The following is a 25,927-nucleotide window of genomic DNA, read 5'->3' as shown; positions in this document are numbered from 1 at the left end:
CAAAGTTATTGGTAACTGGGTTGCTGGAGCCATCCGTTTTCAGGGCTGGCTCTTCAGAAATTCCAGCACTTCGGCCACGTGGTCGTTGACTTTCACGCCACGCCATTCTTTCACCAATCGGCCTTGAGCGTCAATGATAAACGTACTGCGCTCAACGCCGCGCACTTGTTTGCCATACATGTTTTTCATCTTCATGACACCGAACTGCTTGCACACCGTTTCTTCCGGATCGGAGATCAGTTCGAAGGGCAGGCCCAGCTTGGCCTTGAAGCCTTCGTGCGAACGCAGGCTGTCGCGGCTGATGCCGTAGATCTCGGCATTCGTGGCCTGGAACTCCGGATAGGCCTCGCGGAAGGCAATGCTCTCGGTCGTGCAGCCCGGGGTGTTGTCCTTGGGATAGAAGTACAGCACGGTGTACTTCGCCGGCCGCCCGGCCAGCTCGAAGGTCTGGCCTCCCGTCATGGCAGCGGTGAAATTGTCGATGGTAGCGGCGTTTGGGCTCTCGGCCACGGGGTTTCTCCTGGTGTCATGGCGCACTGGCGCCGGGTCCCTGCAGGGCAGCGGATACCGGAATGATAATCGGCGCGGCCGCCCCTTGCTAGTCCGTATTTACATCAGCAATGGGGCAAAGCTGGTGCGGACCGGGTCTCAACCCGCAATATGGCATAGGTTTTCATTTCTTCAAGATGCAAAATGGAAATAATTTGCATCCCGCTACGCGCCTGCAGGACGACCGAATGACACGACCGGAGACACACCGCGGCGGGCGCGGCGTGAAGTGGAAAGCGGCAGGCTGGAAATCAGGCGCCGTCGATGATCAGGGCCAGCGTGACCTTGCGTCCTTCGCCCATCAGCACGTTATAGGTGCGGCAGGCGGCCTGGCTATCCATGCAGTCCACCCCGACATGCATGCTCGAGAGGCTGGCCACCAGTTTCGGATGGACGAAGCGCTGGCGCTCGCCGGTGCCGAGCACCACGACGTCGGGCGCATCCTTGGCAATTTCCTCGAAATGGGCAGCGGTCAGGTCTTCGAAACGTGCCACGTTCCAGGCACGCGGCGGCACTTCCGGCATGACGGTCAGGCTGTAGTTGAAACGCTCGGCGTTGATCTCGACCCCGCTGGCGTCGTAGCCGGTGACGGTCTGGTACTGCTGGGTATTGTCGGAATGGAGCTTCATCGTATCGCGAGATGGTGAGCCGCAGCGATGCCCGGCGGGGCAGTTGGCGGCAGGTTGGCATCGAAGCATCCATTGTAACCCGGAGAGGTGGGCTGTCCCGCATCGCCGGATGGAGCATGATCGGACCGGCGCTATCCGACTTCATCCGGTGCCGGTGCATAGTAAAGGCTGCCAAACGTCCCGGCAGTGCTCTCCGGCAGGATTTTATTCGGTCGGAACGGGGTAAGGTTGCTTAAATCGAGCGCTTTCGGCAGAATGGGTATTTTTCGCACTGCAACAAAAGCGCACGACAAGCGCGGGCGCGCGAGCCATATCTCACAGGGGACACTTTGCGACCGATCTCGAAATCGAACAAGCTGGACGACGTCTGCTACGAAATCCGCGGCCCGGCCCTGGAACAGGCCCGGGCGATGGAAGAAGACGGCCAGAAGATCATCAAGCTGAACATCGGCAACCTGGCGGTGTTCGGTTTCGATCCGCCCGACGAAATCGTGCACGACATGATCCGCAACATGCACGGCGCAGCCGGTTATACCGACTCCAAGGGCATGTTCGCGCCGCGCAAGGCGGTGATGCACTACACCCAGGGCAAGAACATCGCCGGCGTCGGGATCGATGATATTTACCTGGGCAATGGCGCATCGGAACTGATCGTTATGGCCATGCAGGGCCTGCTGAATAATGGCGACGAGGTGCTGGTGCCGGCCCCGGACTACCCGCTGTGGACCGCGGCCGTCAGCCTGGCCGGCGGCGCGCCCATCCACTACGTGTGCGACGAGGGCGCCGGCTGGCTGCCCGACATCGAAGACATGCGCCGGAAAATCACCCCCAATACGCGCGCGATCGTCGTCATCAATCCGAACAACCCGACCGGCGCCTTGTATCCGCGCGAAGTCCTGCTGGACATCATCGAGCTGGCGCGCCAGCACCAACTGATCGTCTACGCCGACGAGATCTACGACAAGACCCTGTACGATGGCGAAGAGCATGTTTCCATTGCCTCGCTGGCCGACGACGTCCTGTTCGTGACCCTGAACGGCCTGTCGAAGAATTACCGCTCCTGCGGCTACCGAGCCGGCTGGATGGTGGTGTCGGGCGAGAAGCGCCACGCCAGGGACTACATCGAGGGCCTGAACATGCTGGCTTCGATGCGCCTGTGCGCCAATGCGCCGGGCCAGTTCGCGATCCAGACCGCCCTTGGCGGCTACCAGAGCATCGCCGACCTGGTCGGCCCCGGGGGACGCCTCCTGAAACAGCGCGACCTCGCGCACAAGCTGCTCACCGACATTCCGGGTGTGTCCTGCGTCAAGCCAAAAGCGGCGCTGTACATGTTCCCACGCCTCGACCCGAAGATGTACCCGATCGCGGACGACCAGCAGTTCATCTGCCAACTGCTGTCCGAGGAAAAAGTGCTGCTGGTGCAGGGCACCGGCTTCAACTGGATCGCCCCGGACCATTTCCGGCTGGTGTTCCTGCCTAATTCCGACGACTTGACGGATGCCTGCGGACGCATCGCGCGCTTCCTGGACGGGTACCGCCGACGCCACGCGCGCTGAGGCGGGCGACGTTGCTCCTTTTTGGTCATTAACGAAGATACGAGATCATGAAACCCATCAAAGTAGGCCTCCTGGGCATCGGCACCGTCGGTGCGGGCACCTTTAACGTTCTTCAACGCAACCAGGAGGATATCCGCCGCCGCGCCGGCCGCGGAATCGAGATCACGATGGTGGCGGCGCGCAACCTGGAAAAGGCACGCGGCATTGTCGGCGCCGCCGTGGAAGTGGTGGCCGACCCATTCGCCGTGGTGAACCACCCGGACATCGACATCGTCGTCGAGCTGATCGGCGGCTACGAGCTCCCGCGCGAATTGGTCTTGAGGGCAATCGCCAACGGCAAGCATGTCGTCACGGCGAACAAGGCCCTGCTGGCCCTGCACGGCAACGAGATCTTCGCCGCAGCCCAGGAAAAGGGCGTGATGGTGGCCTTCGAGGCGGCCGTCGCCGGCGGCGTGCCGATCATCAAGGCGCTGCGCGAAGGCCTGACGGCAAACCGCATCGAATCGGTGGCCGGCATCATCAACGGCACCACCAACTTCATCCTGTCGGAAATGCGCGAAAAGGGCCTGGACTTCGCCACCGTGCTGAAGCAGGCCCAGGAGCTGGGCTATGCCGAGGCCGACCCGACCTTCGACATCGAGGGCGTGGACGCGGCGCACAAGCTCACCATCATGTCGGCGATCGCCTTCGGCATCCCGGTGCAGTTCGACAAGGCCTACATCGAGGGCATCAGCCAGTTGCAGGCACGCGACATCCGCTACGCCGAGCAGCTCGGTTACCGCATCAAGCTGCTGGGCATCGCACGCCGCACCCATACGGCGTCGGGCGAAGGCATCGAGCTGCGCGTGCATCCGACCCTGATCCCGGCGGCACGCCTGATCGCCAACGTGGAAGGCGCGATGAATGCAGTGCTGGTGCAGGCCGACGCGGTGGGCGCTTCGCTGTACTACGGCAAGGGCGCGGGCTCGGAGCCGACTGCCTCGGCCGTGATCGCCGACCTGGTCGACGTGACCCGCCTGGCGACCGTCGACCCGTACTGCCGCGTGCCGCACCTGGCTTTCCAGCCGAACGAGATGACCGACGTCGCCATCGTGCCGATGGCCGAGATCACCACCAGCTACTACCTGCGCGTCTACGTGAAGGACCAGCTCGGCGTGATGGCCGACCTGACCCGCATCCTGGCCGACGCCGGCATCTCGATCGACGCGGTGCTGCAGAAGGAGCCGGGAGACCAGGTCAACCTCGACATCATCCTGCTCACCCACCAGACCCGCGAGAAGAACATCATCGCGGCGATCGAGAAGATCGAGAACCTGCCGGCAGTGATCGGCAAGGTCACGCGGATTCGCCTCGAAACGCTGGCCTGAGAACCCCGCCGCCGCAACGGCGGTGGGCTGGCCGGAGGACAGGTGTTGCCGGGCACAACATGATTCGAATTCTGCGGCATTGCCCGCAAATTCGAATCATTTTTTTTGCCGGCCGGCTGCGTGTTCAGGGCTGTCACGCCTGAGGCAGGCCGAGCGGCTGCATCGCGTGTGGAGGCAGGGCATCCTGCCAGGCTGGTGGCGGAGTGTCGTCATCGTCGATGAACGCACAGGACAGGGCCAGCATGTCGTGTTCGATATGGTCGAACAGCGCCGTCGTCACGCTGGCGTAGCGGAGGAGGAAGTCGGAAGAGGTCATCCGCGGATTCTACCTGCGCTGCGCTGCACAATCGCGTTGTGTGTACGGATGCTTGAGACGTTTCAATCAAGTTTATCAATGCCTCCGGTTGACATGGCACGCCGCTTGAACCGATTGGCGGACTATGCTTTTTACCCATCCGGTATCGCCAGCCGAGACTTTAGGAATTAATATCGGCGACGCAACGATGAGATGGGGCAATATCCTTTGTATGGTCCCGGTGCCTGTTGTAGATTACGACTTCCTTGAACAAGAGATAAGCGCATGAGCCAACCGAGCCAGTTCTCCCTGCTGACGCAGCGCCGTTTCGGCCCCTTCTTCTGGACCCAGTTCTTCGGCGCCTTCAACGACAACCTGTTCAAGACCGCGCTGCTGGTGGCGCTAACCTTCGACACCGCGAACTGGACCACGCTTGATCCGGGCATGCTGAACAACCTGATCGCGGGCCTGTTCATCCTGCCCTTCGTGCTGTTTTCCGCGACCTCCGGCCAGATCGCCGACAAGTTCGACAAGGCGCGCATGGCCAGGTTCGTCAAGCTGCTCGAAATCGCCATCATGCTGGTGGCCGGTATCGGCTGGCTGACCCACACGCTGTGGGTCCTGGTCGCCGCCGTGGTCGGCATGGGCTTGCACTCGACCCTGTTCGGCCCGGTCAAGTACGCCTACCTGCCGCAGCACCTGAAATCCGAGGAACTGGTCGGCGGCAACGGCGTCATCGAGATGGGTACGTTTGTGGGCATCCTGCTGGGCGAGGTCGCGGGCACGCTGCTGGTCGGCGTGAAACCCTGGGGCATCGAGCTGGTCGCCGGCGGCACGCTGCTGTGCGCGGTGCTGGGCTTGTTCGCTAGCTGGCGCATCCCGCCATCGCCGGCGCCGGTGCCGGAGCTGAAGATCAGCCGCAATCCCTTCGCCGAATCGATCCGCAACCTGAAGTTCTCGAGCCAGAATCGCACCGTGTTCCTGTCGATGCTGGGCAATTCCTGGTTCTGGTTCTACGGCGCGCTGGTGCTGTCGCAGTTCCCGCTGTACGCCAAGGATTACCTGCACGGCGACCACAGCGTGATCATGCTGCTGCTGACCGTGTTCTCGCTCGGCATCGGCGCCGGTTCGCTGCTGTGCGAAAAGCTCTCGGGCCACAAGGTCGAGATCGGCCTGGTGCCTTTCGGCTCGATCGGCCTGTCGGTATTCGGCATCGACCTGTATTTCGCCAGCGTGGCCTATGCGGAGCTCAACGGCACGGCGACCGTGGGCGCCATCGCCTTGATGGGCCTGCCGGGCGCGTGGCGCATCATGCTCGACCTGGTCCTGATCGGCGTGTTCGGCGGCCTGTTCATCGTGCCCCTGTTTGCGCTGATCCAGACCCGCTGCGACCCGAAACACGTGTCGCGCACCATCGCCGGCATGAACATCCTGAATGCGCTGTTCATGGTGGCGGCCGCCGGCGTGGCGATCGTGCTGCTGGGGCAGGGCTTCACCATTCCTGAAATGTTCCTGGCGACGGCGCTGCTGAACGCCTGCGTGGCGGTGTACATCTTCTCGCTGGTGCCGGAATTCCTGATGCGCTTCCTGGCCTGGATGCTGATCCACACCGGCTACCGCGTACGCACCATCGACGCCGACCGCATTCCAGAGCAGGGCCCTGCGGTGCTGGTTTGCAACCACGTGAGCTACGTCGACGCACTCGTCATCGGCGCCGCCAGCCCGCGTCCGATCCGCTTCGTGATGGACCACCGCATCTTCAGGACGCCCTTCCTGCGCTGGATCTTCCGCGCGGCCAAGGCGATCCCGATCGCACCAAGCAAGGAAGATCCGTTCATGATGGAGCGCGCCTTCGTCGACATCGCGGAAGCGCTGCACCAGGGAGAACTGGTGTGCATCTTCCCGGAAGGGAAGCTGACCCATACCGGCGAGATCAACGAGTTCCGCAGCGGCATCGCGAAGATCGTCGAGCGCAGCAAGGTGCCGGTGATCCCGATGGCCCTGCGCGGGCTGTGGGGCAGCGTGTTCACGCGCGATAAGTCGAATGTGTTCGAGCGTTCGTTCGCGCGTGGGATCCGCTCGAAGCTGGCGCTGGCGGTGGGGCATCCGGTAGCGCCGGAGGCGGCCTCGCCGGAGTATTTGCAGCAGCAGGTGCTGGCGTTGCGGGGGGATTGGAAGTAGGCAGGGCCGCCGGCATGCGGCGACAGTGCCAATGCTTTGACAGGATGATCGTGCTTCACGACACCCCGGTCGATTTGTAAGACATCATTGTGAATGTAGCCTATGACGCCTGGCATCAGCTTCAGCAAGTTGTCGTCTGATGAGGACATGCTTGCTCTGCAAGTGGAGATCCGTGACGGGCGTTCCTTGTTCTCCACCGATATATACGTTGGACATAAAAAACTCGCCGACACGGTGTCGGGACTCCACAAATTCAAGGATCAGATCCACGGAGGCTTGTTCAACCTTCGATTCGGCGAATTCGGGCCGGAGTATGCATCTGGCGCGCTTGACGTTCGCATGCATTTCCGAAAAAGAGCCAAGCTCTTTGTGCGCGTATTGGCGCAGTCCGAGTTCAGCCGCTTCGAAGATCGGGAGTTCGCCAGCGAGGCAACGCTGCATTTGATGTCGGAGCCAGTATTGCTCGACAATTTCATTTCCGCCCTCGGTATGTTGAGTGAGGGGAGAGCTGACCATGCCGAATTGGAAGCGCTCGAATGGTACTAGCTCGTGCATCGGTGGCTTGGACGCCGACTGTCCAGGTAGGCCTGCACCAGCGTTGAAAATTCGACGCTCGCCTTGATTCTGGAAACATGGCCAGCGAGGTATTGGCTGATCTTTATTTTATGCTGCCTACTACACTTCCCCGCCTGCAAGGCGACACAGTCGAGCTGAGGAGCATGACCAGTGGCGACGCCTCGGCGCTTTTCCAGATTTACAGCGATCCGGCGGTCATGGAATATACGGATGAAGAGCCATTCAACAATCCGGGAACGGTTTCACTGATGCTCCAGAGTGTTCATACGCTGCTGGTAAAGGGCGAATCCCTGGAGTGGGCGATCGTGCCTATTGGTAGTGATACCCCCATCGGTACCTGTGGATTGCACAGCTTCGACGAGTCGCTTCATATGGCGGAGGTGGGCTGCTTGTCGAGACAGTCGGCTTGGGGAAGCGGCCATATGAGAGCAGCAATCACGCTGCTGACGATCTACGCCAGGGATGTCCTTGGCTTAAGCCATCTCGTGGCCGACATTCATTCAGATAACCGACGTGCGCAACGCATGTTCGAGAAACTGGGATTCCGGCGTGTCGCCCGCGAGTCGTGGAGCAAGGCCCTGGAAAAGCAAGCGTAAGCTGGGTGGCTGTTCGGTGGCGTGCGTTGGCCAGGAGGTCGTGCCGGTGGTTCCGGTAATGTGTTGTCGATCTCGATTCGACCTGAATGCGAAGCATCGGTGGCACGAGCATCCAATCCCCTCTAGCGAACGTCGGGACGGAACACATCAAACAAAAAGGCCAACCGATGGTTGGCCCCAATGATGGATTTGTTGGTCGGGGCGAGAGGATTCGAACCTCCGACCCCCTGCACCCCATGCAGGTACGCTACCAGGCTGCGCTACGCCCCGACTAACTCGGAAATTATATCAGAGCTCGTCCAAAAACTTGAGTTTTTGTAATACGTTTGCGCGCAGATTTTTGCGCTTTCGCATATCGAGCCCGTCAATACGGTCTCCGCTAGGGGAAGGCAAGTGCCCCGTCATCCGTGCGCGCCGGCCTCTGCGGGGCAGCCGCCAGCAGCTCGACGGCAGCCTCCAGCACCGTGCGCGGCGCCAGGGAGTCCAGGCAGGCATGGTGGCCCTGCGGGCAGCTGCTGCGCAGGCAGTTGCGGCAGCTGACGTCATGGAACAGCAGGCGGTGCGCGACGCGCCAGGGTGTGTGCTGGGGATTCGTCAGCGCGTACAGGTCGACCAGGGGCGTGCCGACGGCGGCCGCGATGTGCGCCGGCCCCGTGTTGCCGGTGATGAGCAGGCTTGAGCCGCGGATGAGTGCGCCCAGCTCTCCCAGTTCGAGCTTTCCGATCAGGGAATGCGTCGCGGCTTTCCAGGCCTCGGCCAGCGGACGCAGCGCATCCGCCTCGCCGCGGTCGCCGGTCAGGACGATCGGGTAGCCGAACTGCCTGCGCAGCATGCCGATCAACACCAACCAGTGCCGGAGCGGGTAGCGCCGCGATGCGGCACTCGCGCCCGCATGCAGCACCAGGTAGGGCGCCGCCGGATCGATTCCCGCATCTTCCAGCTTGGTGCCGACGCGCGACGCGTCCGCCGCCGGGACGGCGAAGGAGAGCGTGGTGTCGGAAGTCGCGCAGCCGACATGGGCGACCAGGTCGAGCTGGCGCTGCACTTCGTGGCGGCTTGCGCGTTCGAGCTCGCGCTCGGGCACCCAGTCGGTGAGCAACTGGTAAGGATTCTCGCGGCAGGAGGCCAGCCGCAGCGGAATGCCCGCCAGGTGGCACAGCATCGCGGCGGGCAGAGGACTTTGCGAATACGTCGTGAAGATCACGGCGGCGTCGAAGCGCTGGGCAGCGAGCTGCGTGGCGCATTCCTGCAGGGCTTCCGTGCCCGCCGGCTCCGCGTGCTTCATCCAGGGGGCGCGGTAAGCGATCGCGGCGTCGAGCTCGGGGATGCAGGGCGCGACCGCCGCGCCGGAAGGCGAGGTGAGCAGCGTGAGGCGGCAGCCCGGCAGGGTATGGCGCAGGGCCCGGATCGCCGGCGTGCACATGAGCACGTCGCCGAGCGAATCGAGCCGGACGCACAGGATGCGCCGTACGGACTGCCAGGGGCGCGACAACCGGGTGCTCATGGCGCCTCCCTCGTGAAGCTGTCTCATCGCGCCTCGTCGTGCGAGGCGATCAGCACGGCGGCGGAATACAGGTCCGGCGCCATGCGGGTGGGCACGCGGCGCGGGCCGAGCCGCCATTCGGTCTCGTTGCCGTTGTCGATCAGGAGCGTGTGGCAGCCGGCGCGGTTGCCGGCTTCGACGTCGTGCAGGATGTCGCCGATCATCCAGGATTCGCGCAGGTTGATGTCGTGTTCGTGGGCGGCCTTGATGAGCATGCCCGGCGAGGGTTTGCGGCAGGCGCAGACCATGGCATAGGTGCCGACCGTGCCCAGCGGGTGGTGGGGACAGTAATAGAAGCCGTCCAGCGTGAGGTGTTCGCGGAACAGCAGGTCGGCCAGGCGGTCGGCGACCGGTCCCATGGCTTCTTCTCCGAAGCAGCCGTGCGCGATGCCGGACTGGTTGGTCACGACGAAGAAGCGGTAACCGAGCCGCGCCAGCAGGCGCAGGGCGGCGCCGGCCCCGCTCACCAGCCGGATCCGGCGCGGCTCGACATTGTAGGGAAGGTCGTCGACCAGGGTGCCGTCCTTGTCGAGGAAGATCGCTTTCATGTCAGGGCCAGGAGGTTTCGCGCAGCGGCAGGACGGTGAGTTCGGCGACGACCGTGGTGGGCGGCAGCACCAGCACGGAATGGATGGCGTCGGCGACGTCGGCCGGGTCTTGCAGGCTGTCGGGGTCGAGGTCGGGGAAGCGGTCGAGCAGGAAGGGCGTGCGCATGCCGCCGGCGATCACGGCGGTGACGCGGATGTTTTCTGGCCGCAGTTCGGCATGCAGCGCATGCGACAGGCCCAGCAGGCCCCATTTGCTGGCGTGATAGGCGCTGGCATTCGGCCAGGCGCGCTTGGCGGCGGTGGAGGCGATGTTGACGATGTGGCCGCCGCCGTGGCGGCGCATCGCGCCGGCTGCGTACTTGGACAGCAGGAAGGGCGCCGTCAGGTTGGTGCCGACCACGCGCAGCCAGTCTTCGTCCTGCAGGTCGGCGATCGGCAATGTAACGTCGGTGCCGGCATTGTTGACCAGGATGTCGAGGCGTCCCAGCACGCCGACGGCGTGCTCGATCACGCGCGGCGCGGCGCCTGGGTCGGCAATGTCGACGCCCAGGGCATGCGCCTGCGCGCCCTGTTCGCGCAGCTGCGCCATGCTGTCGGCCAGGCGCGCGGCCTGCAGGTCGACCCCGAAGATGCTGGCGCCGGAGGCGGCCAGGCGGCATGCGAGTGCGGCACCCAGGCCGCTCGCGGCGCCGGTCACCAGTACGGCCTTGCCTTGCAGGGAAGGATGATGCTGCGTCGTGGTATTCATGGGCTCCTCAGGTAGCTTGGCGCGCCTAGCAATTCCCTGATGGCTCGACGATGCGTCGGTGGGCCGCATCCCTTGCCTCAGGGTTTTGTCAGTCGCTTTTAGTTGGGGTAGGCTGCAGCTTGTGCCGCCGGCCGGGTGGCATCCAGCACGTCGGCGTAAATGGCGGCCAGTTGGGTGGCAACGTGGCGCCAGGTGTAGTGTTCGCAGGCTCGGCGGCGCCCGGCTTCACCCATCGCGCGCGCCAGCTCGGGATGGCGGTGCAGTCGCGCCAGCCGGTCGGCCAGCGCCGCCGGGTCGCGTGAAGGAATCAGGAAGCCGGTTACGCTGTCGCTGACGGTGCTCTTGATGCCGCCCACTTCGGCGCCGACCACCGGGCGGGCGCAGGCCATCGCCTCGACCGGCGTGATGCCGAAGGGCTCGTACCAGGGCGTGCTGGCGAAGACGTTGGCGGCGCTGTAGTAGTCGCGCAGCACGGCGCGCGGCTGCTGCCCCGTGAAGCGCACGTGCGCCGCGATGCCGAGGTCGGCCGCGACACTGCGCAGGCGTGCCAGCTCCAGGCCGTCGCCGCCGCCGGTGTGGCCACCGAGGTGACCATTGAGGCGACCCCTGAGGTGACCGCCGGGATGGCCGCCGAGGTCTCCACCGACCACCAGCAGCTGTGCGTCGACGCCATAGCGGTTGCGCAGCATGGCCACGCCCTGGATGACGGTGTCGACACCTTTGCGCGGCACCATGCGGCCGAGCTGGAGCACGATGAAGCGGCCTTCCTCGAGGCCAAGGCGTGCACGGGCTTCTAGCATCGGCACCGGCCACAGCTCATCGGGCGAGAAACCGCAGGGCGTGATCGCGATGCGCGAGAGCGGCGCGCCATAGAGCCGTTCCATGTCGTAGCGGTCTTGCGGGCACTCGGCGATGATGCGGTCGGCCGTGCGCATCAGCGCCGCTTCGATGCGCATGCGTTCGACGGGGAAGGTGTCGGCCGTGCCCTGCGCGAGGCGGCGCACCCGGCCCAGCGCATGGAAGGTGATCACGAAGGGAAGTCCGAGCGCCTCCTTGAGGTGCTGTGCGACCATGCCCGACATGAAGAAGTTGGCGTGCACGATGTCGTAGGCGGCCGGCTGGCGCCGCGCGAAGCGGGCGACGTAGCGCGAGAACGCATCGATGTGCGGCAGCATCTGCTCTTTCGGCACGTGGCGCGGTGGCCCGGCCGGCACGTGGATGACCCGGATGTTGTCGCTCCAGTGCACGACCTGGGACTGCTCGGGCGCGTCGCGGCGCGTGAAGACGTCGACCAGGTGTCCGGCACGGGCCAGTTCGCACGCGAGCTGCGCCACGTAGACGTTCTGGCCACCGCAGTCGACGCTGCCGGGTGCGGCCAACGGTGACGCGTGGTCGCTGATGATGGCGATGCGGCGACGTGCGCCCGTGCTGCCTGCGGCCAGGGGCGGATGGGAAACCGGGAGGACGTCCGCCTGCGCAGACGCCCCGATGGCCGCATCGGCCGCCGCCTGTCCTGCGGTACCTGCTGCCATCGCTGCTGCCATGTTCGCTGCGGCCTGGATTTCATCGAGTTTCATGCTGACTCCTGCCGGGCCGGGCCCAGGCCGGTAACGTGGCGCAGCGCGGCATCCCAGTCGCTGCTGAAGCGTCCGATCGAAAAGCGGTCGCGTGCGGTGCGGCGGGCGCCTTCGCCGAGTTGGCGGGCCAGGCCCGGATCGTCGAGCAGGGCCTGCATGTGCGCCAGCAGCGGCTGCAGGCCGGTCGCGGTGTAGCCCGACACGCCGTTCTCGATGACGGTGGTCATTTCGGCGGTGGCGAAGGTGACTACCGGGAGCCCGGCCATCATGGCCTCGATGACGGCCAGCCCCAGGCTCGAATAGCGGATCGGGCTGAACAGGAAGCGATAGCGCGCCATGAAGGCGGGCAGCCGGGCATGCTCGATTTCGCCCAGGCCGCCGAGCTCGTGCGCGGCCATGCCGACCAGGTCTAGCGGCACCGCCTCGCGCGCCTGCAGGAACAGGTCGGGCCCCATGCGCCGGCCGCGCCGTGCCAGGTGGTTGGTGACCACCAGCCCGCGCGCCAGCTCGCCGCTGTACTGCACCTCGTGCGCGGCCGGGACGCCGTGCTCGATCACGCGCACCGGCGTGCGTCCGTTGTCCCACATCAGGGCGTTGAAGGGGGTGACGTGCACCAGCAGCACGTCGGGATCGTCGACCGGATGGCGGGTGTTGGTGGGGTGGGCCAGCGGCGGATCGTGTTCGAGGTAGATGCGCGGCAGCGCCCGCTGTGCCGGTGCCAGGAATTCGTACTGGTCCTTCTCCCACTGGTAGTCGTCCTGGAACAGGATGCAGTCGAATTCGTGGTGGCGCGCGTGCTCGACGGGAAGGTCGTGGACGTTGTCGCGCCAGGGCATGCTGCCGCAACGGCCGCCGTAGCCGGGCGGGCAGCCGGGCTTGGACAGGACGTAGAACTCGTGCGGCGCGTGCGACAGGTAGTGCAGGTAGCTGCCGTGGGTGTGCCAGGTGAGGACCTTCAGTCTGCGCATGGCGGCCTCAAGCGAAACGGACGCGGTAGCGCACCGCCCCGGCCAGGCGCCAGAACACGGCCAGCGGCGGAAGCAGGGCCGAGGTGATGACGATATCGGCCACATGCGACGGCGAGTGCGTGACGCCGCGCAGACGGTGCGCACACAGGCGGGCCGTGAGCAGCACCCAGCCGGCAAAGGCAAGGCCGGCCAGCACCGGCAGGCCGGCCAGCAGCCCCGCCAGGGCGAGCAGCAGCACGCCGACAATCGCGTAGTGGTCCCAGCGCGGGCGCGCCTCGACCTTCTGCCGGTACAGCGCAGGATGCTTCTTGTAGAGCAGGGCGTCGAACACCGCATGGCGGATCTGCAGCAGGCTGGCGCCCCAGGGCGCGGGGCGGACCGGATGGACCACGAGGGCGCGCGGTGCCCGCACGATGGACATGCCGTGTTCGAGCAGGCGGAAATACATGTCGGCATCGCTGCCCCGCGGCACGCTGAAGCGCTCGTCGAAGCCGTCGAGCCGCTCCAGCACGGTCTTGCGGAAGAAGCAGCTGGCGCTGGTGAAGTCGGCGGCCTCGTGCCCGTGGGCACTACGCTGGTATTCGGTGGGGCGGGCCGGGACCGGGGTCTGAATGCGTCCACAGACCACCTCGGCGTCGTCACGCAAGGCGGCCAGGCCCTCCGCCAGCCAGCCCGGTTCCGGTACCGCGTCGTCGGTCGTGAAGGCAACAATGGGGGCGCGCGCGGCGCGCCAGCCGCGATTGCGGCTTGACGCCGGGCCGACCGGCCCCGGGTTGGCGACGTAGGAAAGGCGCGGGCCGCGCTCGAGCGTGCGGGTGCGCCAGCCGGCGACCAGGTGCAGGGTATTGTGATTGGGTTCGTCGTCGACGACGACGATTTCGACCTGGTGCGGATCGAACTGCTGGCGCACCAGCGCGTCCAGGCAGCGGTCGAGCAGGTCCATGCGGCCACAGGCCGGCACCACCACCGAAACCGCGATCGTTGCATCTTCCGTCCTTGCAGGCATGATCCACCTCCGCTTGCGCTCCACGCACGTGCGCCGCCCACCGCGACATGCGGACAACGGGACGTGTTGAGTGCGGTTGGAGTCGCGCAGGAACGGACGGGTTCCGCCAGGCCGGGGAGGGTTGGAGCTGCGTCAATGTTCGGCCCGGATCAGGCCAGGGACGCGGCAACGCGCAGGGAAGAGAGGGGCGCGCAAAGGGGCGGCAGGGCCGCCCCGGCATCCGCTCAGTTACAGCTCAGTGACAGCTCAGTTAAAGCTCAGTGACAGCTCTGTTGCAAGTTATTTGCGCGAGAAACCGGTATCGTCGTCCATCTTGCGGTCGCCCGCCAGGCGGTTCGCACCGGCCGGGCTCTTCGGCAGCCCGCCGGCGACGTCGTTCGATTCGTGCACCGGATTCGTGTCCGCCTGCACGCTCTGGCCCGGCTTCCACCCCTGGTCCTCGCTGCGCGGCCCGGTATTGCCGGGGCTGCGCGGCAGGCCGCCGGCGGCATCGTTCGATTGGTGGACGTCCGGCGTACCGGCATCGCGTCCACCGGGACCTGTCTGGGAGCCGTTGCGGTCCGTGCTCGACTGCTGGTTCTGGCCCCCCTGGTCTCCTTTGCCCTGCTCGTTCTGCTGGCTCATGATTCCCTCCTTTGCTGGTTGCCACGCGGGCCGACGGCCATGCCGGTGCCTTCGCGGTTGGCCGTGTCGCTTTGCTGGTTGCCGTAGCCGACCTGGGCGGTCGTGCCCTGCGACTGGTAGGTGCCGGTCGGCACGCCGTGGTGGCGGCCGAGCGAGCCTCCCTGCAATTCGGGCTGCGCCGCATCGTGCGGGTTCATTGCGTGCACGTCCTGGCTGTGGCCCTGCTGGTTGGCCGGGTGGGCGCGCAGGTCGGTGCCGGAATGCTTGTCGCGGTGGCCGACCGGCTGCTCCAGCAGGCCCCAGGCGCCCGAGCGCTGTTCCATCTGGCGCTGGTGGCTGTCGGTGATGCCCTGTTGCGGGCCCGAGCCCCCGGTCTGCTGGCTCTGCATCGAGCCGCCCGGCAAGTCGTTGGGAACGGCGCCCGGCAGGGTGGTCTCGTAGTCGGCCCGGCTGCCGTCCTCGGCGGCCACTTCCTGCTGGTCCATCCGGGAGGGATCCTGGTTGGGATGCATCTCGTTCCCGCCGCGGATCTCCTGCTGCTGGCTCGGCCCCTGCGGGTAGGTATGGTCCATCGGGCCGGATTTGGTATTGCCCTTGGAGCCGGGCGTCCATTTTTCGTTGGCGCCGTTGTTTGTCTGATTGTTGAATTCGCTACGTTGGTTCGCGTCCATGTCGACTCCTTTCGATGTGTCGGCGGAAGGCCTGCAAGTCCCGCCTAATCATAGCCATGATGCGTACCATGATGCGCGCGCACCCTTCAACACAGTATAGGAAGACGTAGGGGGGCCGTGTAGGACTGATACTGAAGGGCTTGTTGACGACTGGAAGTACATTTTCACTGATGCATTTTCTGTCGCGCGATGTCCTACAAAGTCATCTGAAAGCGTCCTATACCGGCATTCATCAGTGCTACCTAAGATGATTTCGCTGGTCACTCATCGGGCTTCAGCTTGACCGGCAACAGCCTGCCGCAGGACGCGGCGGTTCATAAAGCGTACAAGGGAGAAGATCATCATGGCCTCAAGCAATCAAGGTAGCAAGCAAGGCGGCAATCAGGGCGGCAACAGCCAGAGCAGCGGTACCCGCAACCGCGGTTTCGCGTCGATGGATCCGGCCCGCCAGCGTGAGATCGCCAGCCAGGGCGGCAAGGCTGCCCACGCCAAGGGCACGGCCCACGAGTTCACCTCGGAAGAAGCCCGCCGTGCCGGCAGCATGAGCCACGGCAACCGCCAGTCGGCCAACGCCGGCTCGGGTGGCCCGTCGCGCGCAGCGTCAAGCAAGGGCGGCCGCAACTCGCAGGGCGGCCGCGGCTCGAAAGAGTAAGAGCCAAAGGCTCTTACGCCATGTCACGGTCCCTGCAAGGCAGGGACCAGTGGCGGATCGGACACGGGGAGCGCAAGCTCCCCGTTTTGTTTTTTGACACGACAGTGGGATGCGGTAGAATCGCTGCGCCTTTTTCAACCTTTCCCTAGGAATATCGTCGTGAAACCTGCGGTAATTCGTCAAGTCAAGAGCATGGCCATGTCATGCGATCGCGTCGGCAACCTGTTGCTGGTCAAGTTTGCCTGCAAGGGCGCCGGCGACGTCCAACTCTATGTGCCTGCGACCATCGTGTTCTGGCTGCTCAAGCACCTGCCGGCCAATCGCGACCCGAACCTCGCGCCGCCCCCGCCCTGCGCGCCGGTGACCCAGCAGGATTGGGACAACCCCTACACCCCGCGTGCCGAATACGTACAGTGCAAGGAGCTGCCCGGCACCCTGCGCATGACCTTCGCTTCGAATGCCAAGGAAGACCTCACCGTGGTGCTGGACCGCAGCAACGTCGAACTGATGCGTCAGATCATGCTGATGTACGCCAAGGACCTGATCGACCTCGACGCGCAGTAATCGCCGCAGTCATCGCGCCTCACAGGGCGCCGGCATCGCGCCGGTCCCTGTCCGGTCGCCGCATGTAGCGCATCGCTGCACGCATCGCTGCAGTAATATGCGCTTCTCTTGAACGGACAATGAAGGATTCGCCATGCCCATCAAAATCAGCCAGGCCTTCGATTCCGGCGCCATCGAGGTCGTGCGCGCCGACGGCCCGAAGGCGATCGACCTGAACCTGCGCGCGGATTCGCACGCCGACATCCACCAGTGGTTCCACTTCCGCCTGCAGGGCGCGCGCGGCCAGGCCTGCGCGATCCGCTTCCTGAATGCGGGGCAGGCCACCTACCCGAAAGGCTTCGAGGACTACCAGGTCGCCGCCAGCTACGACACCGAGAACTGGTTCCGCGTGCCAACCAGTTTCGACGGCCAGGTGATGACGATCAACCACACGCCTGAACTCGACAGCATCTACTACGCCTACTTCGAGCCCTATACCTGGGAGCGCCACCTGCGTTTGCTCGGCGAAGTGGCCGAGAACCCGCTCGCGCGCGTGCACGACATCGGCACCACGATCGACGGCCGCGACATGAACCTGGTCGTGATCGGCAACCCGCAGGCGGACAAGAAGATCTGGGTGATCGCGCGCCAGCATCCGGGCGAGACCATGGCCGAGTGGTTCGTGGAGGGCATGATGGATGCGCTGCTGGACAACGCCAATCCGGTGTCCCGCAAGCTCCTGCAGCGCGCGGTGTTCTACATCGTGCCGAACATGAACCCGGACGGCTCGGTGCGCGGCAACCTGCGCACCAACGCGGCCGGCGCCAACCTCAACCGCGAATGGATGACACCTTCGCCCGAGCGCAGCCCGGAAGTGCTGTGCGTGAAGAACAAGATCCACGAAACCGGCGTCGACATGTTCTTCGACATCCACGGCGACGAAGCCTTGCCGTACAACTTCGTGGCCGGCAGCGAGATGCTGGCCGATTTTACGCCGGAGCGTCTGGCCACCCAGAATGCGTTTATCGAGCGCTACATGGCGGCCAGCCCGGACTTCCAGAACGTGCATGGCTACGCGGCCAGCAAGTACAACGAGGAACTCCTCACGCTGGCCTCGAAGTACATTGGCCACACCTTCAAGTGCCTGTCCCTGACCCTGGAAATGCCGTTCAAGGACAACGCCAACCTGCCCGACCCGCATAGCGGCTGGAACGGCGCACGCAGCGCGGCGCTGGGCGCGGCGATCCTGCAGCCGATCCTGCAGACGCTGGCGCTTGATCAACGATAGGGAGCGGGCATGGGCGTCGAAATCGAGCGCAAGTTTCTCCTCTCCGGCGACGGCTGGCGCACGCTGGGGGAGCCGGTGCTGCTGCGCCAGGGCTACCTGTGCTCGGACCCGGTACGCACCGTGCGCGTGCGCATCGAGGGCGACGAAGGCAGGCTCACCATCAAGAGCAAGGGCACGGGTGTGAGCCGCGGCGAATGGGAGTATCCGATTCCCCTGCAAGAGGCGCAGGAACTGCTCGACACCCTGTGCGAGCGTCCGCTGATCGAAAAATACCGGCGCCGCATCGCGCACGCCGGCTTCACCTGGGAAGTCGATGAATTCCTGGGCGAGAACGCCGGCCTGGTGGTGGCCGAAATCGAACTGCCGCGTGAAGACGCCGTGTTCGAGAAGCCCGACTGGATCGGCCAGGAAGTCAGTGGCGACAAGCGCTACTACAACTCCAGCCTGATCCGTTTCCCATATTCACAGTGGACTAATCCATGATTCGAGTTTCACGCCGTGGCGCGCTGGCATTGGGCCTGGCCGCGCTGCTGCCGGCGCTCGCCGGTTGTGCTGCAACTGCAACGAACGCTGCATCCTCGACCCACTTTCCTCCCGCAGGCGAGTGGGCCCGCAAGTCGCCCGCCGAGCTCGGCATCGATGCCAACGCCCTGGCGGCCGCGGTGCAGTTCGCGCAGTCGCGCGAGACCACCCGCGCAGTCGATTTCTCGGACCAGGAAGCGACCTTCGGCAGCCGCCTCGGGTCGATGCCGACCGAGCGCGCCCGCACCAACGGGCTGGTGATCTACAAGGGCTACGTGGTGGCCGAATTCGGCGACACGAATTTCGTGGACCCGACCTATTCGGTGGCCAAGAGCATGCTGGCGACGGTCGCCGGCGTGGCCGTGCGCGACGGCCGCATCGCCGTCGATGAACCGGTAGGCAAGCGCGTCACCGACGGCGGCTATGCCTCAAGCCGCAATGCGCAAGTCACCTGGAAGCAGCACCTGCAGCAGGAGACCGAGTGGGAAGGCAGCCTGTGGGGCAAGAACGCCGACTTCATCGGCCGGTCAGCCTTCGGCGCCGGCGAGCGCAAGCCGCGCGCCTTGCAGGCGCCGGGCAGCTTCTACGAGTACAACGACGTGCGCATCAACCGCTTTGCGCTGTCGCTGCTGCGCGTATTCGACCAGTCGGTGCCGCAGGTGTTCAAGCAGCAGGTGATGGACCCGATCGGCGCCTCGAACAGCTGGAAATGGGTGCCCTACCATAACAGCTATGTGGAACTGAACGGCAAGCAGGTTCCGTCCGTTAGCGGCGGCACGCGCTGGGGCGGCGGCATGTGGATCAATTCCTGGGACATGGCGCGCTTCGGCTACCTGTGGCTGCGCGGCGGCGAGTGGCGCGGCAAGCAGGTGCTGCCGGCGTCCTACGTCAAGGAAGCGCTCACGCCAAGCGCGCATGGTCCGGACTACGGCTACCTGTGGTGGCTGAACACCAAGGGCAAGAACCTGCCGGGCCTGCCCGCCAACGCCTATGCGGCACTGGGCGCGGGCAGCAACACTGTCCTCGTGTCACCCGACCACGATCTGGTGATCGTGTGGCGCTGGCACGCCGGCAACGCCGCCGAGTTCGCCACCAAGGTCATCGCCAGCCTGCCGCGCTGACTCCTTCGCCGGCCTGCGTCCGCAGGCCGCCGGGTTCAGCTGTCGAAGCGTTCTGCCAGGCGGGGAAACATGCCCGGCAAGTCGTCTTCATCCCATTTCTCGCCGGACGGTATCGTTGTCTCGTCCGAAAAGTCACGTTCCAGTTCCCCGCCGCCTTTCGACTCGAAGACGCCGAGGGCGACATAGCCGAACGACTCCAGATCGTAGTAGTCCGCATCTTCAACGGTGGCGAGCGAGTCCGGATTGTCCAGCGCCTGTTCGAACACCTGTTGGCCTTCCGAGATCAGCCAGTCGCGGAAATAGCGGAAACCGTCGTCGGAACAGCCGCCATTCATCAGGTAGGCCGCTCCCCAGAGATTCCAGCGATTCGCGCGCCGGAGGAGCGTTTCATAGAGGCGCTGGAACGACTGGATCGTGTCGAGCGGAAGACGCTCCAGTTCCAGCCGGAGCGTTTCCGGCCGTTCCTCGACATCCTTGCCGGCTGCCTCGCGCGCGGCGCCGACGATGCGCCAAAATTCAGTTTCTTCTATATCGGCCTTTCTGATACAGGTGAGGGGACTGCAGCGCTCACTGCCTGCGCTGCTGCGCGAACCAGTCGAACAGCCCGGCCTCGCCGTAGGCATGTACCCACGCCTCGATGTGGCCGGCTTCCGGCAGCACCGTGTATTTCACATTCCCGCCTTGCGCCTTGAGCGCCTCCACCATGCGCGCCGATTCCTGCTCCGGCACGGCGTCGTCCTTCAGGCCGTGGAAGGCCCACACGGGAATGTCCTTCAAGCGGCTGGTCAGGCGCGGGATGCCGCCGCCGCAGATCGGGGCGACCGCGGCGAAGTAGTCCGGATAGCGGGACGCGAAATCCCAGGCGCCGTAGCCGCCCATGCTGATGCCGGTCAGGTAGACGCGCTTCGGATCGACGTTGTAGCGCTTCAGGACGTCGTCGAGCATGGCTTTCAGCCTGAACGCGTCCCACCATTCGCCGTCGGGAATTTGTGGCGAGACCACCATGAAGGGGAAGTCCGGATCCTTTTCGACGATGGCCGGCGGGCCCCAGGTCTTTACCTTGTTCAGGTCGGTGCCGCGTTCGCCCGAGCCGTGCAGGAACACGATCAGGGGGACCTTGTCGCCCTTGACGGAGTAGGACTTCGGGAGGAAGGTCAGGTAGCTGATCTTCGTCTTGACGGCGGTGCTGCGCGCCTGCTGCGGGGATGCGGGCGCGGGCTTCTGCGTGGCGGCAAGCACGGCGCTGGCGGCGCACAGGCCGAGGGCGGCGACGGCGAAGCGAACAATGGGGCGGGGCATGAGTGGCATCTCCTTAGGTTATAGGTATCCGTCAACTGTAGCATGGCCACATGCTCAGATGACAAGATCAGCAGGAGAGGGTGGGAGGTGGAACGCCGCGCGGGCCGGGCGGCCCGCGCGGGTGTAGCAGATGGCGACTCAGTGGAAGTGCTCGCTCCCGGCCGGCGTATCGTCCGGCATCTCGGCATGCACCAGCTCGCCCGTGGGGTCGGCGAAGAGCGGGCCGCCGCAGTCGTCGCAGTACTCGGCGACATAGCGCTCGTTGATGCGCTTGATGTGGGCGATGCCGGCCTCGTTCAGGTGGGCCACGATCTCGTTGATCGGGGTCAGCGGGGCAGGGCCGGTGGCGAACGGCCCTTCCATCGGCGTGCCGTTCTCGTCTTCCTGGCCATACAGCGGCCACACGATGCCGTACATGACGTCGCTGTCCTGGCGCATCGTGAACGAGATGCGGTATTCGTCGATCTGGATGTCGCTTGATTCTTCGCCGAAGCCGGCGATGACGGCGCGCAGGTCCGAGGGCTCCACGCCCAGCGTGTGGGTCAGGTAGTGGACGGCGGCGCGGATCGAGATCGGGCGGATCAGCTTGTCGGCTTCGCGGCAGGCCACGTAATAGGCTTCCGGCAGCAGCAGCTCGACGCCGCAGCCCGGCAGCAGGCGCGCGATGTTGGCCGTACCTTGGGTGCGCCACTGTTCCAGCGCCCGGTTGCGCTCTTCGGCGAAACCGATGTGGTGCTGCGGCTCCTGCCAGCGGAACATGGGCGCCCCTTGCGGCGCGACGATGGCCACCAGCAGGTAGCGGGTGTCGGCCAGGAAGGGCGCGGTTTCTTCCACGCGTGCGGCGGGCTTGACCGTGCCACCCTTGTGCGCGGCGGCCGCCAGCTTGTGCGTCAGCGCATAGGTTTCGGCATGGGTGCGCGGCAACTGGTCGATCGAGTACAGCGTGGGCGCCATGCAGATGCGGGTGCCTTCGGCCAGCAGGTGGGCCGAGAAGTGCGCCTGCAGGGTGCTCAGCATCTCCGGCGGGATATTGCCCGAGGCGATGGAGAAGCGGGTCCAGGCGAGCACGGGCGCCGCCACCAGCAGGGCCTGCCAGGTGACGTCGCCGCCGTCCTGCTGCTCGACCATGGTGGCCGATTCGCTCACGGCCTCTACCGCATCCATCAGCACGTCGTACGAGGCGAGATCGTCCTTGAACAGGACGTTCAGTGCGGCGTCGATGCTGTCCTGGTGGTTGGTCTTGAGCAGCTTCTGCAGTTGCGTGTCCAGTTGGTGCTCCCAGGTCCGTTCTTCGACGCGGCTGGCGGCCTGCATGATGGCTTGCGCAATGCTGACGAGACGCTGGCTTTCGGCGGAAAGTTTAGGGGTTGAATCTTTCGAAGGACGACGCATGGCGCTAGGGGTCTCTCTTTTCAAATAGTGGTCAAGGTCATGATAAACCCATATCTCCGGTATTGTAGTTGATTCGGCCACATGCCATGAACACAAGGCCACCACGAAGGGATAGAGCGCGCTTGCAAAAAATCTAAATAGAAAGGATAATGCGAATCGTTCTCATTAACGTCACTCATTTGCGTCACCTTTCGATCCGGCGCCTTCCCCTCTGACCAAACAAAAAATGACCACGATCACCTCGCAGGCAAGCAGCACCTTCATCAAGAGCAAGAAACACTCCCGTCCTTCCGCTCCCGTCATGTCGGCTTCCGCAATGGCCGTGCTGGCGACGCTGGCCATGCCCTTGGCCCATGCCACCGGCCTGGAAGAGGCTCCTGAACTGCATGAGGGCGCCAGCCTGCCCAAGGTGGTCGTCAACGCAGGCGCCGACCGCGCCGTGCAGGGGCCGGTCAAGTCGAGCTCGGACAAGTTCACTGCGCCGCTGCTCGACACCCCGAAATCGGTCACGGTCGTGACCTCGGAAACCATCTCGCAGACCGGTGCCGTGTCGCTGACCGACGCCCTGCGCACCGTGCCGGGCATCACCATTGGCGCCTCGGAAGGCGGCAACCCGGTGGGCGACAACCTGTTCATCCGCGGCTACAACGCCCAGACCGACACGTATATCGACGGCGTGCGCGATTCCGGCTCGCAGTCGCGCGAGATCTTCGCCATCGAGCAGGTCGAAGTGGTCAAGGGCCCGAACTCGGCGCTGGGTGGCCGTTCCTCGGCCGGCGGCGGCATCAATATCGTCACCAAGACCGCCAAGGACAGCAACTTCAACAATGCCACCGTCGGGCTGGGCACCGACAAATACGCCCGCGTCACTGCCGACCTCAACCGCGTCGTGGGCGAGAACACGGCCTTCCGCCTGAATGCCATGGTCCACGCCAACGACGTTGCCGGCCGCGACATCGTGAATAACGAGCGCTGGGGCATCGCACCGACCGTGACCTTCGGCCTGAACGGCCCGACCCGCGCGATCCTGAGCTACTACCACATGGAAAGCCACGAGATCCCGGATACCGGCATCCCGTTCAACAATCCGGTCACCAGCGGCCCGGACGTCGCGAAGAACGGCGGCGGCACCCCCTTCACCGTGGACCGCGAAGCCTTCTACGGCCTGAAGAACCGCGATTTCCGCGACACCAAGACCGACGTCGCCACCGTCGACCTGCGTCACGAGTTCAGCCCGAACCTGGCGATCCGCAACGTGAGCCGCTGGGGCAAGACCGGCCAGGACTACGTCTACACCCAGCCGGACGATTCGAAGGGCAACACCGTCCGCTACGGCACGGTCTGGCGCCGCGCCAACACCCGCGACGTCGATACCCGGACCTTGGCCAATTCGACCAGCCTGACCGGTAACTTCGCTACCGCAGGCATCAAGCACAGCTTCAATGTCGGCGTCGAGTTCTCGCGCGAGGACACCGACCGCGGCAGCTTCGTGTTCAGCCCGGGCACCAACAACCCGCGGACTGGCACCTTCACCTGTCCGACCGCGGGCGCAGCCACCCTCTACAACTGCACCACCCTGGTTAACCCGAACCCGTATGATCCTTGGGTTTATACCCGCACCAAGTCGCCAACCCTGACCACGGTCGAGACCCGCACCCGCGCCGTCTACGGCTTCGACACCATCGAGTTCACTCCGCAGTGGCTGCTGAACCTGGGCGCGCGCTGGGACGACTTCTCGAGCGCCCTGTTCACCCCGGCCACCGCGACCGCGGGCGTCACGCGTGCCCGCGTCGAGTCGAATTTCGACACCTACCAGGCCGGCCTGGTGTACAAGCCGAAGGCAAACGGCAGTGTCTACGTGTCGTGGGCGACGTCGGCGACCCCGCCGGGCAACGATGGCGGCGACGGCCTCGATGCGCTGACCGTGCAGATCCAGAACCTGCAACCGCAGAAGAGTCGCAGCATCGAGCTGGGCACCAAGTGGGAAGTCCTGCCGGGCGGCCGTCTGTCGGTCAGCGCCGCCGTGTTCAAGAACGACATGGACAATGCCCGCGTCACCGCGCCGGACGGCACCACCCAGAACGTGGGCCGCAAGGAAATGAAGGGCGTCGAGTTCGGCCTGTCGGGCCGCATCACCAACGCCTGGACCGTGTTCGGCGGCTACACCTACCTGGACGGCATCATCGCCGACAACGGCTACGTCAACGCCAACGCCGGCACCACTGCTGCGCCGCGCTGGATCCCGTCGCCGTTCAACGGCAACGCCTTCCCGACCACGCCGAAGCACAGTGCTTCGCTGTGGACGACCTACGCGGTAAGCCGGGCCCTGACGATCGGCGGCGGCGCCAACTTCGTGGACCGCCAGTTCGCCAACGTGAACAACACCAAGTATTCGCCGGCCTACACGCGCTTCGATGCAATGGCGACCTACACGCTGAGCCCGAACGTGTCCTTCCAGCTGAACATCCAGAACCTGACGGACAAGCTGTACTTCGACCGCGTCTCGTCGCCGCACTACGCCGGCGTGGGCCCGGGCCGCTCGGCCACCCTGATGGCCAACCTCAAGTTCTGATACCGGGTACCACCCCCGCCGGGCAACCGGACTTCGCCCTCCTGATATGATCCGGGGGGCATTTTTCTTTTTACGAAGGATGAAGACATCATGATGCTGCACATCCCGGGCGTGCTTCAGCGCGAACAGGTCGCCGCCATCCGCGCCCGCATGGCGGGGGCGCCCGAATGGGTGGACGGGCGCGAGAGCGTCGGCCCGCAGGGCGCCCAGGTCAAGCGCAACCGCCAGCTGAAGGAAGGCTCGCCGCTGGCGGTCGAACTGGGGCAGGTGGTGAGCGCGGCGCTGATGAACAATCCGCTGTTCTTCTCAAGCGTGCTGCCCTTGCGGATCCTGGCCCCTTACTTCAACGCCTACGGCGGGGGAGAGCACTACGGGCTGCACGTCGACGGCGCGATCAGGCCCCAGCGTGGCGGATTGCCGCCGGTGCGGGCGGACGTGTCGACTACCGTGTTCCTGAGCGATCCGGACGATTACGACGGCGGCGAGCTGGTGGTCGTGGATGCCTACGGCACGCATGAGGTCAAGCTGCCGGCGGGCGACGCCATCGTGTATCCGTCGGGGAGCGTGCACCAGGTGCTGCCGGTGACGCGCGGCGAGCGCGTGGCGTCCTTCCTGTGGACCCAGAGCATGGTGCGGGACGACGGGAAGCGCGCCGTGCTGTTCGAGCTGGATACCAACATCCAGAAGCTCCGGGCGGCGCATGGCGAGACCGAGGCCATCGTGGGGATCACGGGGCATTATCACAACCTGCTCAGGATGTGGGCTCAGACCTGAGGGCGCTGCCTCTCCTGCGGGAGCCGCCCGCGCTTCGAACGCTTGTGTGTAGCAGCTTGTCGCCAGTCCCAGTTTCACATACGCGAAGCATGCAGCGATCAACAAGGCATACATGACGCAGACGCTCACGCCAATCAACGTTCGCTCGTTCATGGTGCTCTCCTGGCTGTTCATGGCGGCGACAGGCTAGTACGTTTCCCCTTCCAAGTCCTCCCGTACCGCTCAGGCTTCGCCCGATGACCCCTGCGGGACGACCTGGCGATACCGGCCAGGCACAAGACACAAGGCGGAACCTTTGCAGGTTCCGCCCTTGCAGGCACCGCGATTGCG

Annotated in this window: 26 protein-coding genes and 1 tRNA gene; 12 read left to right on the top strand and 15 right to left on the bottom strand. The window is 65.0% G+C overall.

Translation table 11 applies throughout. From position 1 onward, the window contains the following. Positions 1-39: 39 nt before the first annotated feature. Together MA09_RS13990 and MA09_RS13985 are read right to left on the bottom strand one after the other, a co-directional pair. Entirely contained in the window at positions 40-510 is a 471-nt protein-coding gene (locus tag MA09_RS13990; RefSeq protein ID WP_081897591.1) for a peroxiredoxin, read from the bottom strand. Positions 511-800: 290 nt separating this feature from the next. Further along, a complete protein-coding gene (locus MA09_RS13985) occupies positions 801-1,178 on the bottom strand; it encodes an Mth938-like domain-containing protein (RefSeq protein WP_036249464.1) in 378 nt (125 codons plus the stop codon). A 329-nt stretch (positions 1,179-1,507) separates the two neighbouring features. Here MA09_RS13985 and MA09_RS13980 point away from each other — a divergent pair, with 329 nt between their 5' ends. Together MA09_RS13980 and MA09_RS13975 are read left to right on the top strand one after the other, a co-directional pair. Beyond that, entirely contained in the window at positions 1,508-2,734 is a 1,227-nt protein-coding gene (locus tag MA09_RS13980; RefSeq protein ID WP_036249461.1) for a pyridoxal phosphate-dependent aminotransferase, read from the top strand. Between the two features lie 47 nt (positions 2,735-2,781). Next, complete coding sequence (locus tag MA09_RS13975) at positions 2,782-4,101, top strand: homoserine dehydrogenase (RefSeq protein WP_036249459.1); 1,320 nt, start codon at positions 2,782-2,784, stop codon at positions 4,099-4,101. 133 nt (positions 4,102-4,234) lie between these two features. On the opposite strand, the gene MA09_RS13970 is transcribed toward MA09_RS13975, so the two are convergent. After that, on the bottom strand, positions 4,235-4,417 hold the full coding sequence (locus MA09_RS13970; RefSeq protein ID WP_036249457.1) for a hypothetical protein: 183 nt from the start codon (positions 4,415-4,417) through the stop codon (positions 4,235-4,237). A gap of 264 nt (positions 4,418-4,681) precedes the next feature. Between MA09_RS13970 and MA09_RS13965 the strand changes: the two genes are divergently transcribed. The 3 genes from MA09_RS13965 (at position 4,682) to MA09_RS13955 (ending at position 7,749) form a co-directional block, all read left to right on the top strand. After that, positions 4,682-6,577, top strand: a complete 1,896-nt coding sequence (locus MA09_RS13965; protein WP_036249455.1) for an MFS transporter — start codon at positions 4,682-4,684, stop codon at positions 6,575-6,577. Between the two features lie 102 nt (positions 6,578-6,679). Then, positions 6,680-7,123, top strand: coding sequence for a hypothetical protein (locus MA09_RS13960; RefSeq protein WP_036249452.1), 444 nt, complete (start codon positions 6,680-6,682; stop codon positions 7,121-7,123). A gap of 86 nt (positions 7,124-7,209) precedes the next feature. After that, on the top strand, positions 7,210-7,749 hold the full coding sequence (locus tag MA09_RS13955) for a GNAT family N-acetyltransferase (protein ID WP_051933432.1): 540 nt from the start codon (positions 7,210-7,212) through the stop codon (positions 7,747-7,749). Between the two features lie 193 nt (positions 7,750-7,942). On the opposite strand, the gene MA09_RS13950 is transcribed toward MA09_RS13955, so the two are convergent. From MA09_RS13950 to MA09_RS13910, 9 genes are all read right to left on the bottom strand, one after another. Next, positions 7,943-8,019: transfer RNA gene (locus tag MA09_RS13950), tRNA-Pro, on the bottom strand. A 109-nt stretch (positions 8,020-8,128) separates the two neighbouring features. Next, a complete protein-coding gene (locus tag MA09_RS13945; RefSeq protein WP_051933431.1) occupies positions 8,129-9,253 on the bottom strand; it encodes a glycosyltransferase family 9 protein in 1,125 nt (374 codons plus the stop codon). A gap of 23 nt (positions 9,254-9,276) precedes the next feature. Continuing rightward, entirely contained in the window at positions 9,277-9,840 is a 564-nt protein-coding gene (locus MA09_RS13940; protein ID WP_036249449.1) for an HAD-IIIA family hydrolase, read from the bottom strand. A gap of 1 nt (position 9,841) precedes the next feature. After that, on the bottom strand, positions 9,842-10,588 hold the full coding sequence (locus MA09_RS13935; protein ID WP_036249447.1) for an SDR family oxidoreductase: 747 nt from the start codon (positions 10,586-10,588) through the stop codon (positions 9,842-9,844). Positions 10,589-10,686: 98 nt separating this feature from the next. Then, positions 10,687-12,165: a glycosyltransferase gene (locus MA09_RS13930; RefSeq protein WP_229440705.1), complete on the bottom strand. Its 1,479-nt coding sequence runs from the start codon at positions 12,163-12,165 to the stop codon at positions 10,687-10,689. Beyond that, positions 12,162-13,133 carry a glycosyltransferase family 4 protein gene (locus MA09_RS13925; RefSeq protein ID WP_036249444.1) on the bottom strand — a complete coding sequence of 324 codons (972 nt, stop codon included), beginning with the start codon at positions 13,131-13,133 and terminating at the stop codon, positions 12,162-12,164. Before MA09_RS13925 ends, MA09_RS13930 begins: the two co-directional genes overlap by 4 nt. A gap of 7 nt (positions 13,134-13,140) precedes the next feature. Next, positions 13,141-14,139: a glycosyltransferase family 2 protein gene (locus MA09_RS13920; protein WP_036249441.1), complete on the bottom strand. Its 999-nt coding sequence runs from the start codon at positions 14,137-14,139 to the stop codon at positions 13,141-13,143. A gap of 279 nt (positions 14,140-14,418) precedes the next feature. Further along, entirely contained in the window at positions 14,419-14,763 is a 345-nt protein-coding gene (locus MA09_RS13915) for a hypothetical protein (protein WP_036249438.1), read from the bottom strand. Continuing rightward, positions 14,760-15,434: a hypothetical protein gene (locus MA09_RS13910; protein WP_036249436.1), complete on the bottom strand. Its 675-nt coding sequence runs from the start codon at positions 15,432-15,434 to the stop codon at positions 14,760-14,762. Before MA09_RS13910 ends, MA09_RS13915 begins: the two co-directional genes overlap by 4 nt. Before the next feature lie 343 nt (positions 15,435-15,777). Between MA09_RS13910 and MA09_RS13905 the strand changes: the two genes are divergently transcribed. The 5 genes from MA09_RS13905 (at position 15,778) to MA09_RS13885 (ending at position 19,560) form a co-directional block, all read left to right on the top strand. Continuing rightward, complete coding sequence (locus MA09_RS13905; protein WP_036249432.1) at positions 15,778-16,086, top strand: KGG domain-containing protein; 309 nt, start codon at positions 15,778-15,780, stop codon at positions 16,084-16,086. A 198-nt stretch (positions 16,087-16,284) separates the two neighbouring features. Further along, the gene (locus MA09_RS13900) at positions 16,285-16,650 is read left to right on the top strand and encodes a hypothetical protein (RefSeq protein ID WP_051933485.1); all 366 of its coding nucleotides are present in this window, start codon (positions 16,285-16,287) and stop codon (positions 16,648-16,650) included. A gap of 133 nt (positions 16,651-16,783) precedes the next feature. Continuing rightward, positions 16,784-17,917 (top strand): M14-type cytosolic carboxypeptidase, encoded by a 1,134-nt coding sequence (locus MA09_RS13895; protein ID WP_036249426.1) that lies wholly within the window; start codon positions 16,784-16,786, stop codon positions 17,915-17,917. A 9-nt stretch (positions 17,918-17,926) separates the two neighbouring features. Beyond that, complete coding sequence (locus tag MA09_RS13890; protein ID WP_036249423.1) at positions 17,927-18,400, top strand: CYTH domain-containing protein; 474 nt, start codon at positions 17,927-17,929, stop codon at positions 18,398-18,400. After that, complete coding sequence (locus MA09_RS13885; protein ID WP_036249421.1) at positions 18,397-19,560, top strand: serine hydrolase; 1,164 nt, start codon at positions 18,397-18,399, stop codon at positions 19,558-19,560. The genes MA09_RS13890 and MA09_RS13885 overlap by 4 nt, the downstream gene beginning before the upstream one ends. Before the next feature lie 35 nt (positions 19,561-19,595). Here the strand turns inward: MA09_RS13885 and MA09_RS13880 are convergent, their stop codons facing one another. The 3 genes from MA09_RS13880 to MA09_RS13870 all read right to left on the bottom strand — a co-directional run bounded on the left by MA09_RS13880 (position 19,596) and on the right by MA09_RS13870 (position 22,251). Further along, the gene (locus MA09_RS13880) at positions 19,596-20,183 is read right to left on the bottom strand and encodes a DUF4240 domain-containing protein (protein WP_081897590.1); all 588 of its coding nucleotides are present in this window, start codon (positions 20,181-20,183) and stop codon (positions 19,596-19,598) included. Then, a complete protein-coding gene (locus MA09_RS13875) occupies positions 20,128-20,859 on the bottom strand; it encodes a prolyl oligopeptidase family serine peptidase (RefSeq protein ID WP_081897589.1) in 732 nt (243 codons plus the stop codon). Before MA09_RS13875 ends, MA09_RS13880 begins: the two co-directional genes overlap by 56 nt. A 138-nt stretch (positions 20,860-20,997) precedes the next feature. Beyond that, positions 20,998-22,251 carry a DUF2863 family protein gene (locus tag MA09_RS13870; protein ID WP_036249419.1) on the bottom strand — a complete coding sequence of 418 codons (1,254 nt, stop codon included), beginning with the start codon at positions 22,249-22,251 and terminating at the stop codon, positions 20,998-21,000. A gap of 226 nt (positions 22,252-22,477) precedes the next feature. Between MA09_RS13870 and MA09_RS13865 the strand changes: the two genes are divergently transcribed. Together MA09_RS13865 and MA09_RS13860 are read left to right on the top strand one after the other, a co-directional pair. Next, on the top strand, positions 22,478-24,823 hold the full coding sequence (locus MA09_RS13865; protein WP_036249416.1) for a TonB-dependent siderophore receptor: 2,346 nt from the start codon (positions 22,478-22,480) through the stop codon (positions 24,821-24,823). Positions 24,824-24,913: 90 nt separating this feature from the next. Then, entirely contained in the window at positions 24,914-25,597 is a 684-nt protein-coding gene (locus MA09_RS13860) for a Fe2+-dependent dioxygenase (protein ID WP_036249413.1), read from the top strand. Positions 25,598-25,927: the final 330 nt, after the last annotated feature.

The organism is Massilia sp. BSC265, from assembly GCF_000740675.1.
Lineage (GTDB): Bacteria > Pseudomonadota > Gammaproteobacteria > Burkholderiales > Burkholderiaceae_D > Telluria.
Note: the sequence above shows the minus strand (reverse complement) of the source record. Positions and strands in the feature narration are given on the sequence as shown.

Bases quoted from the DNA above. Each gene is read 5' to 3' on its own strand.
- MA09_RS13985 (WP_036249464.1), bottom strand. From the start codon at position 1,178: ATGAAGCTCCATTCCGACAATACCCAGCAGTACCAGACCGTCACCGGC.
- MA09_RS13975 (WP_036249459.1), top strand. From the start codon at position 2,782: ATGAAACCCATCAAAGTAGGCCTCCTGGGCATCGGCACCGTCGGTGCG.
- MA09_RS13970 (WP_036249457.1), bottom strand. From the start codon at position 4,417: ATGACCTCTTCCGACTTCCTCCTCCGCTACGCCAGCGTGACGACGGCG.
- MA09_RS13965 (WP_036249455.1), top strand. From the start codon at position 4,682: ATGAGCCAACCGAGCCAGTTCTCCCTGCTGACGCAGCGCCGTTTCGGC.
- MA09_RS13960 (WP_036249452.1), top strand. From the start codon at position 6,680: ATGACGCCTGGCATCAGCTTCAGCAAGTTGTCGTCTGATGAGGACATG.
- MA09_RS13955 (WP_051933432.1), top strand. From the start codon at position 7,210: ATGGCCAGCGAGGTATTGGCTGATCTTTATTTTATGCTGCCTACTACA.
- MA09_RS13945 (WP_051933431.1), bottom strand. From the start codon at position 9,253: ATGAGCACCCGGTTGTCGCGCCCCTGGCAGTCCGTACGGCGCATCCTG.
- MA09_RS13940 (WP_036249449.1), bottom strand. From the start codon at position 9,840: ATGAAAGCGATCTTCCTCGACAAGGACGGCACCCTGGTCGACGACCTT.
- MA09_RS13935 (WP_036249447.1), bottom strand. From the start codon at position 10,588: ATGAATACCACGACGCAGCATCATCCTTCCCTGCAAGGCAAGGCCGTA.
- MA09_RS13930 (WP_229440705.1), bottom strand. From the start codon at position 12,165: ATGAAACTCGATGAAATCCAGGCCGCAGCGAACATGGCAGCAGCGATG.
- MA09_RS13925 (WP_036249444.1), bottom strand. From the start codon at position 13,133: ATGCGCAGACTGAAGGTCCTCACCTGGCACACCCACGGCAGCTACCTG.
- MA09_RS13920 (WP_036249441.1), bottom strand. From the start codon at position 14,139: ATGCCTGCAAGGACGGAAGATGCAACGATCGCGGTTTCGGTGGTGGTG.
- MA09_RS13915 (WP_036249438.1), bottom strand. From the start codon at position 14,763: ATGAGCCAGCAGAACGAGCAGGGCAAAGGAGACCAGGGGGGCCAGAAC.
- MA09_RS13910 (WP_036249436.1), bottom strand. From the start codon at position 15,434: ATGGACGCGAACCAACGTAGCGAATTCAACAATCAGACAAACAACGGC.
- MA09_RS13905 (WP_036249432.1), top strand. From the start codon at position 15,778: ATGGCCTCAAGCAATCAAGGTAGCAAGCAAGGCGGCAATCAGGGCGGC.
- MA09_RS13900 (WP_051933485.1), top strand. From the start codon at position 16,285: ATGTCATGCGATCGCGTCGGCAACCTGTTGCTGGTCAAGTTTGCCTGC.
- MA09_RS13895 (WP_036249426.1), top strand. From the start codon at position 16,784: ATGCCCATCAAAATCAGCCAGGCCTTCGATTCCGGCGCCATCGAGGTC.
- MA09_RS13890 (WP_036249423.1), top strand. From the start codon at position 17,927: ATGGGCGTCGAAATCGAGCGCAAGTTTCTCCTCTCCGGCGACGGCTGG.
- MA09_RS13885 (WP_036249421.1), top strand. From the start codon at position 18,397: ATGATTCGAGTTTCACGCCGTGGCGCGCTGGCATTGGGCCTGGCCGCG.
- MA09_RS13880 (WP_081897590.1), bottom strand. From the start codon at position 20,183: ATGCCTACGGCGAGGCCGGGCTGTTCGACTGGTTCGCGCAGCAGCGCA.
- MA09_RS13875 (WP_081897589.1), bottom strand. From the start codon at position 20,859: ATGCCCCGCCCCATTGTTCGCTTCGCCGTCGCCGCCCTCGGCCTGTGC.
- MA09_RS13870 (WP_036249419.1), bottom strand. From the start codon at position 22,251: ATGCGTCGTCCTTCGAAAGATTCAACCCCTAAACTTTCCGCCGAAAGC.
- MA09_RS13865 (WP_036249416.1), top strand. From the start codon at position 22,478: ATGACCACGATCACCTCGCAGGCAAGCAGCACCTTCATCAAGAGCAAG.
- MA09_RS13860 (WP_036249413.1), top strand. From the start codon at position 24,914: ATGATGCTGCACATCCCGGGCGTGCTTCAGCGCGAACAGGTCGCCGCC.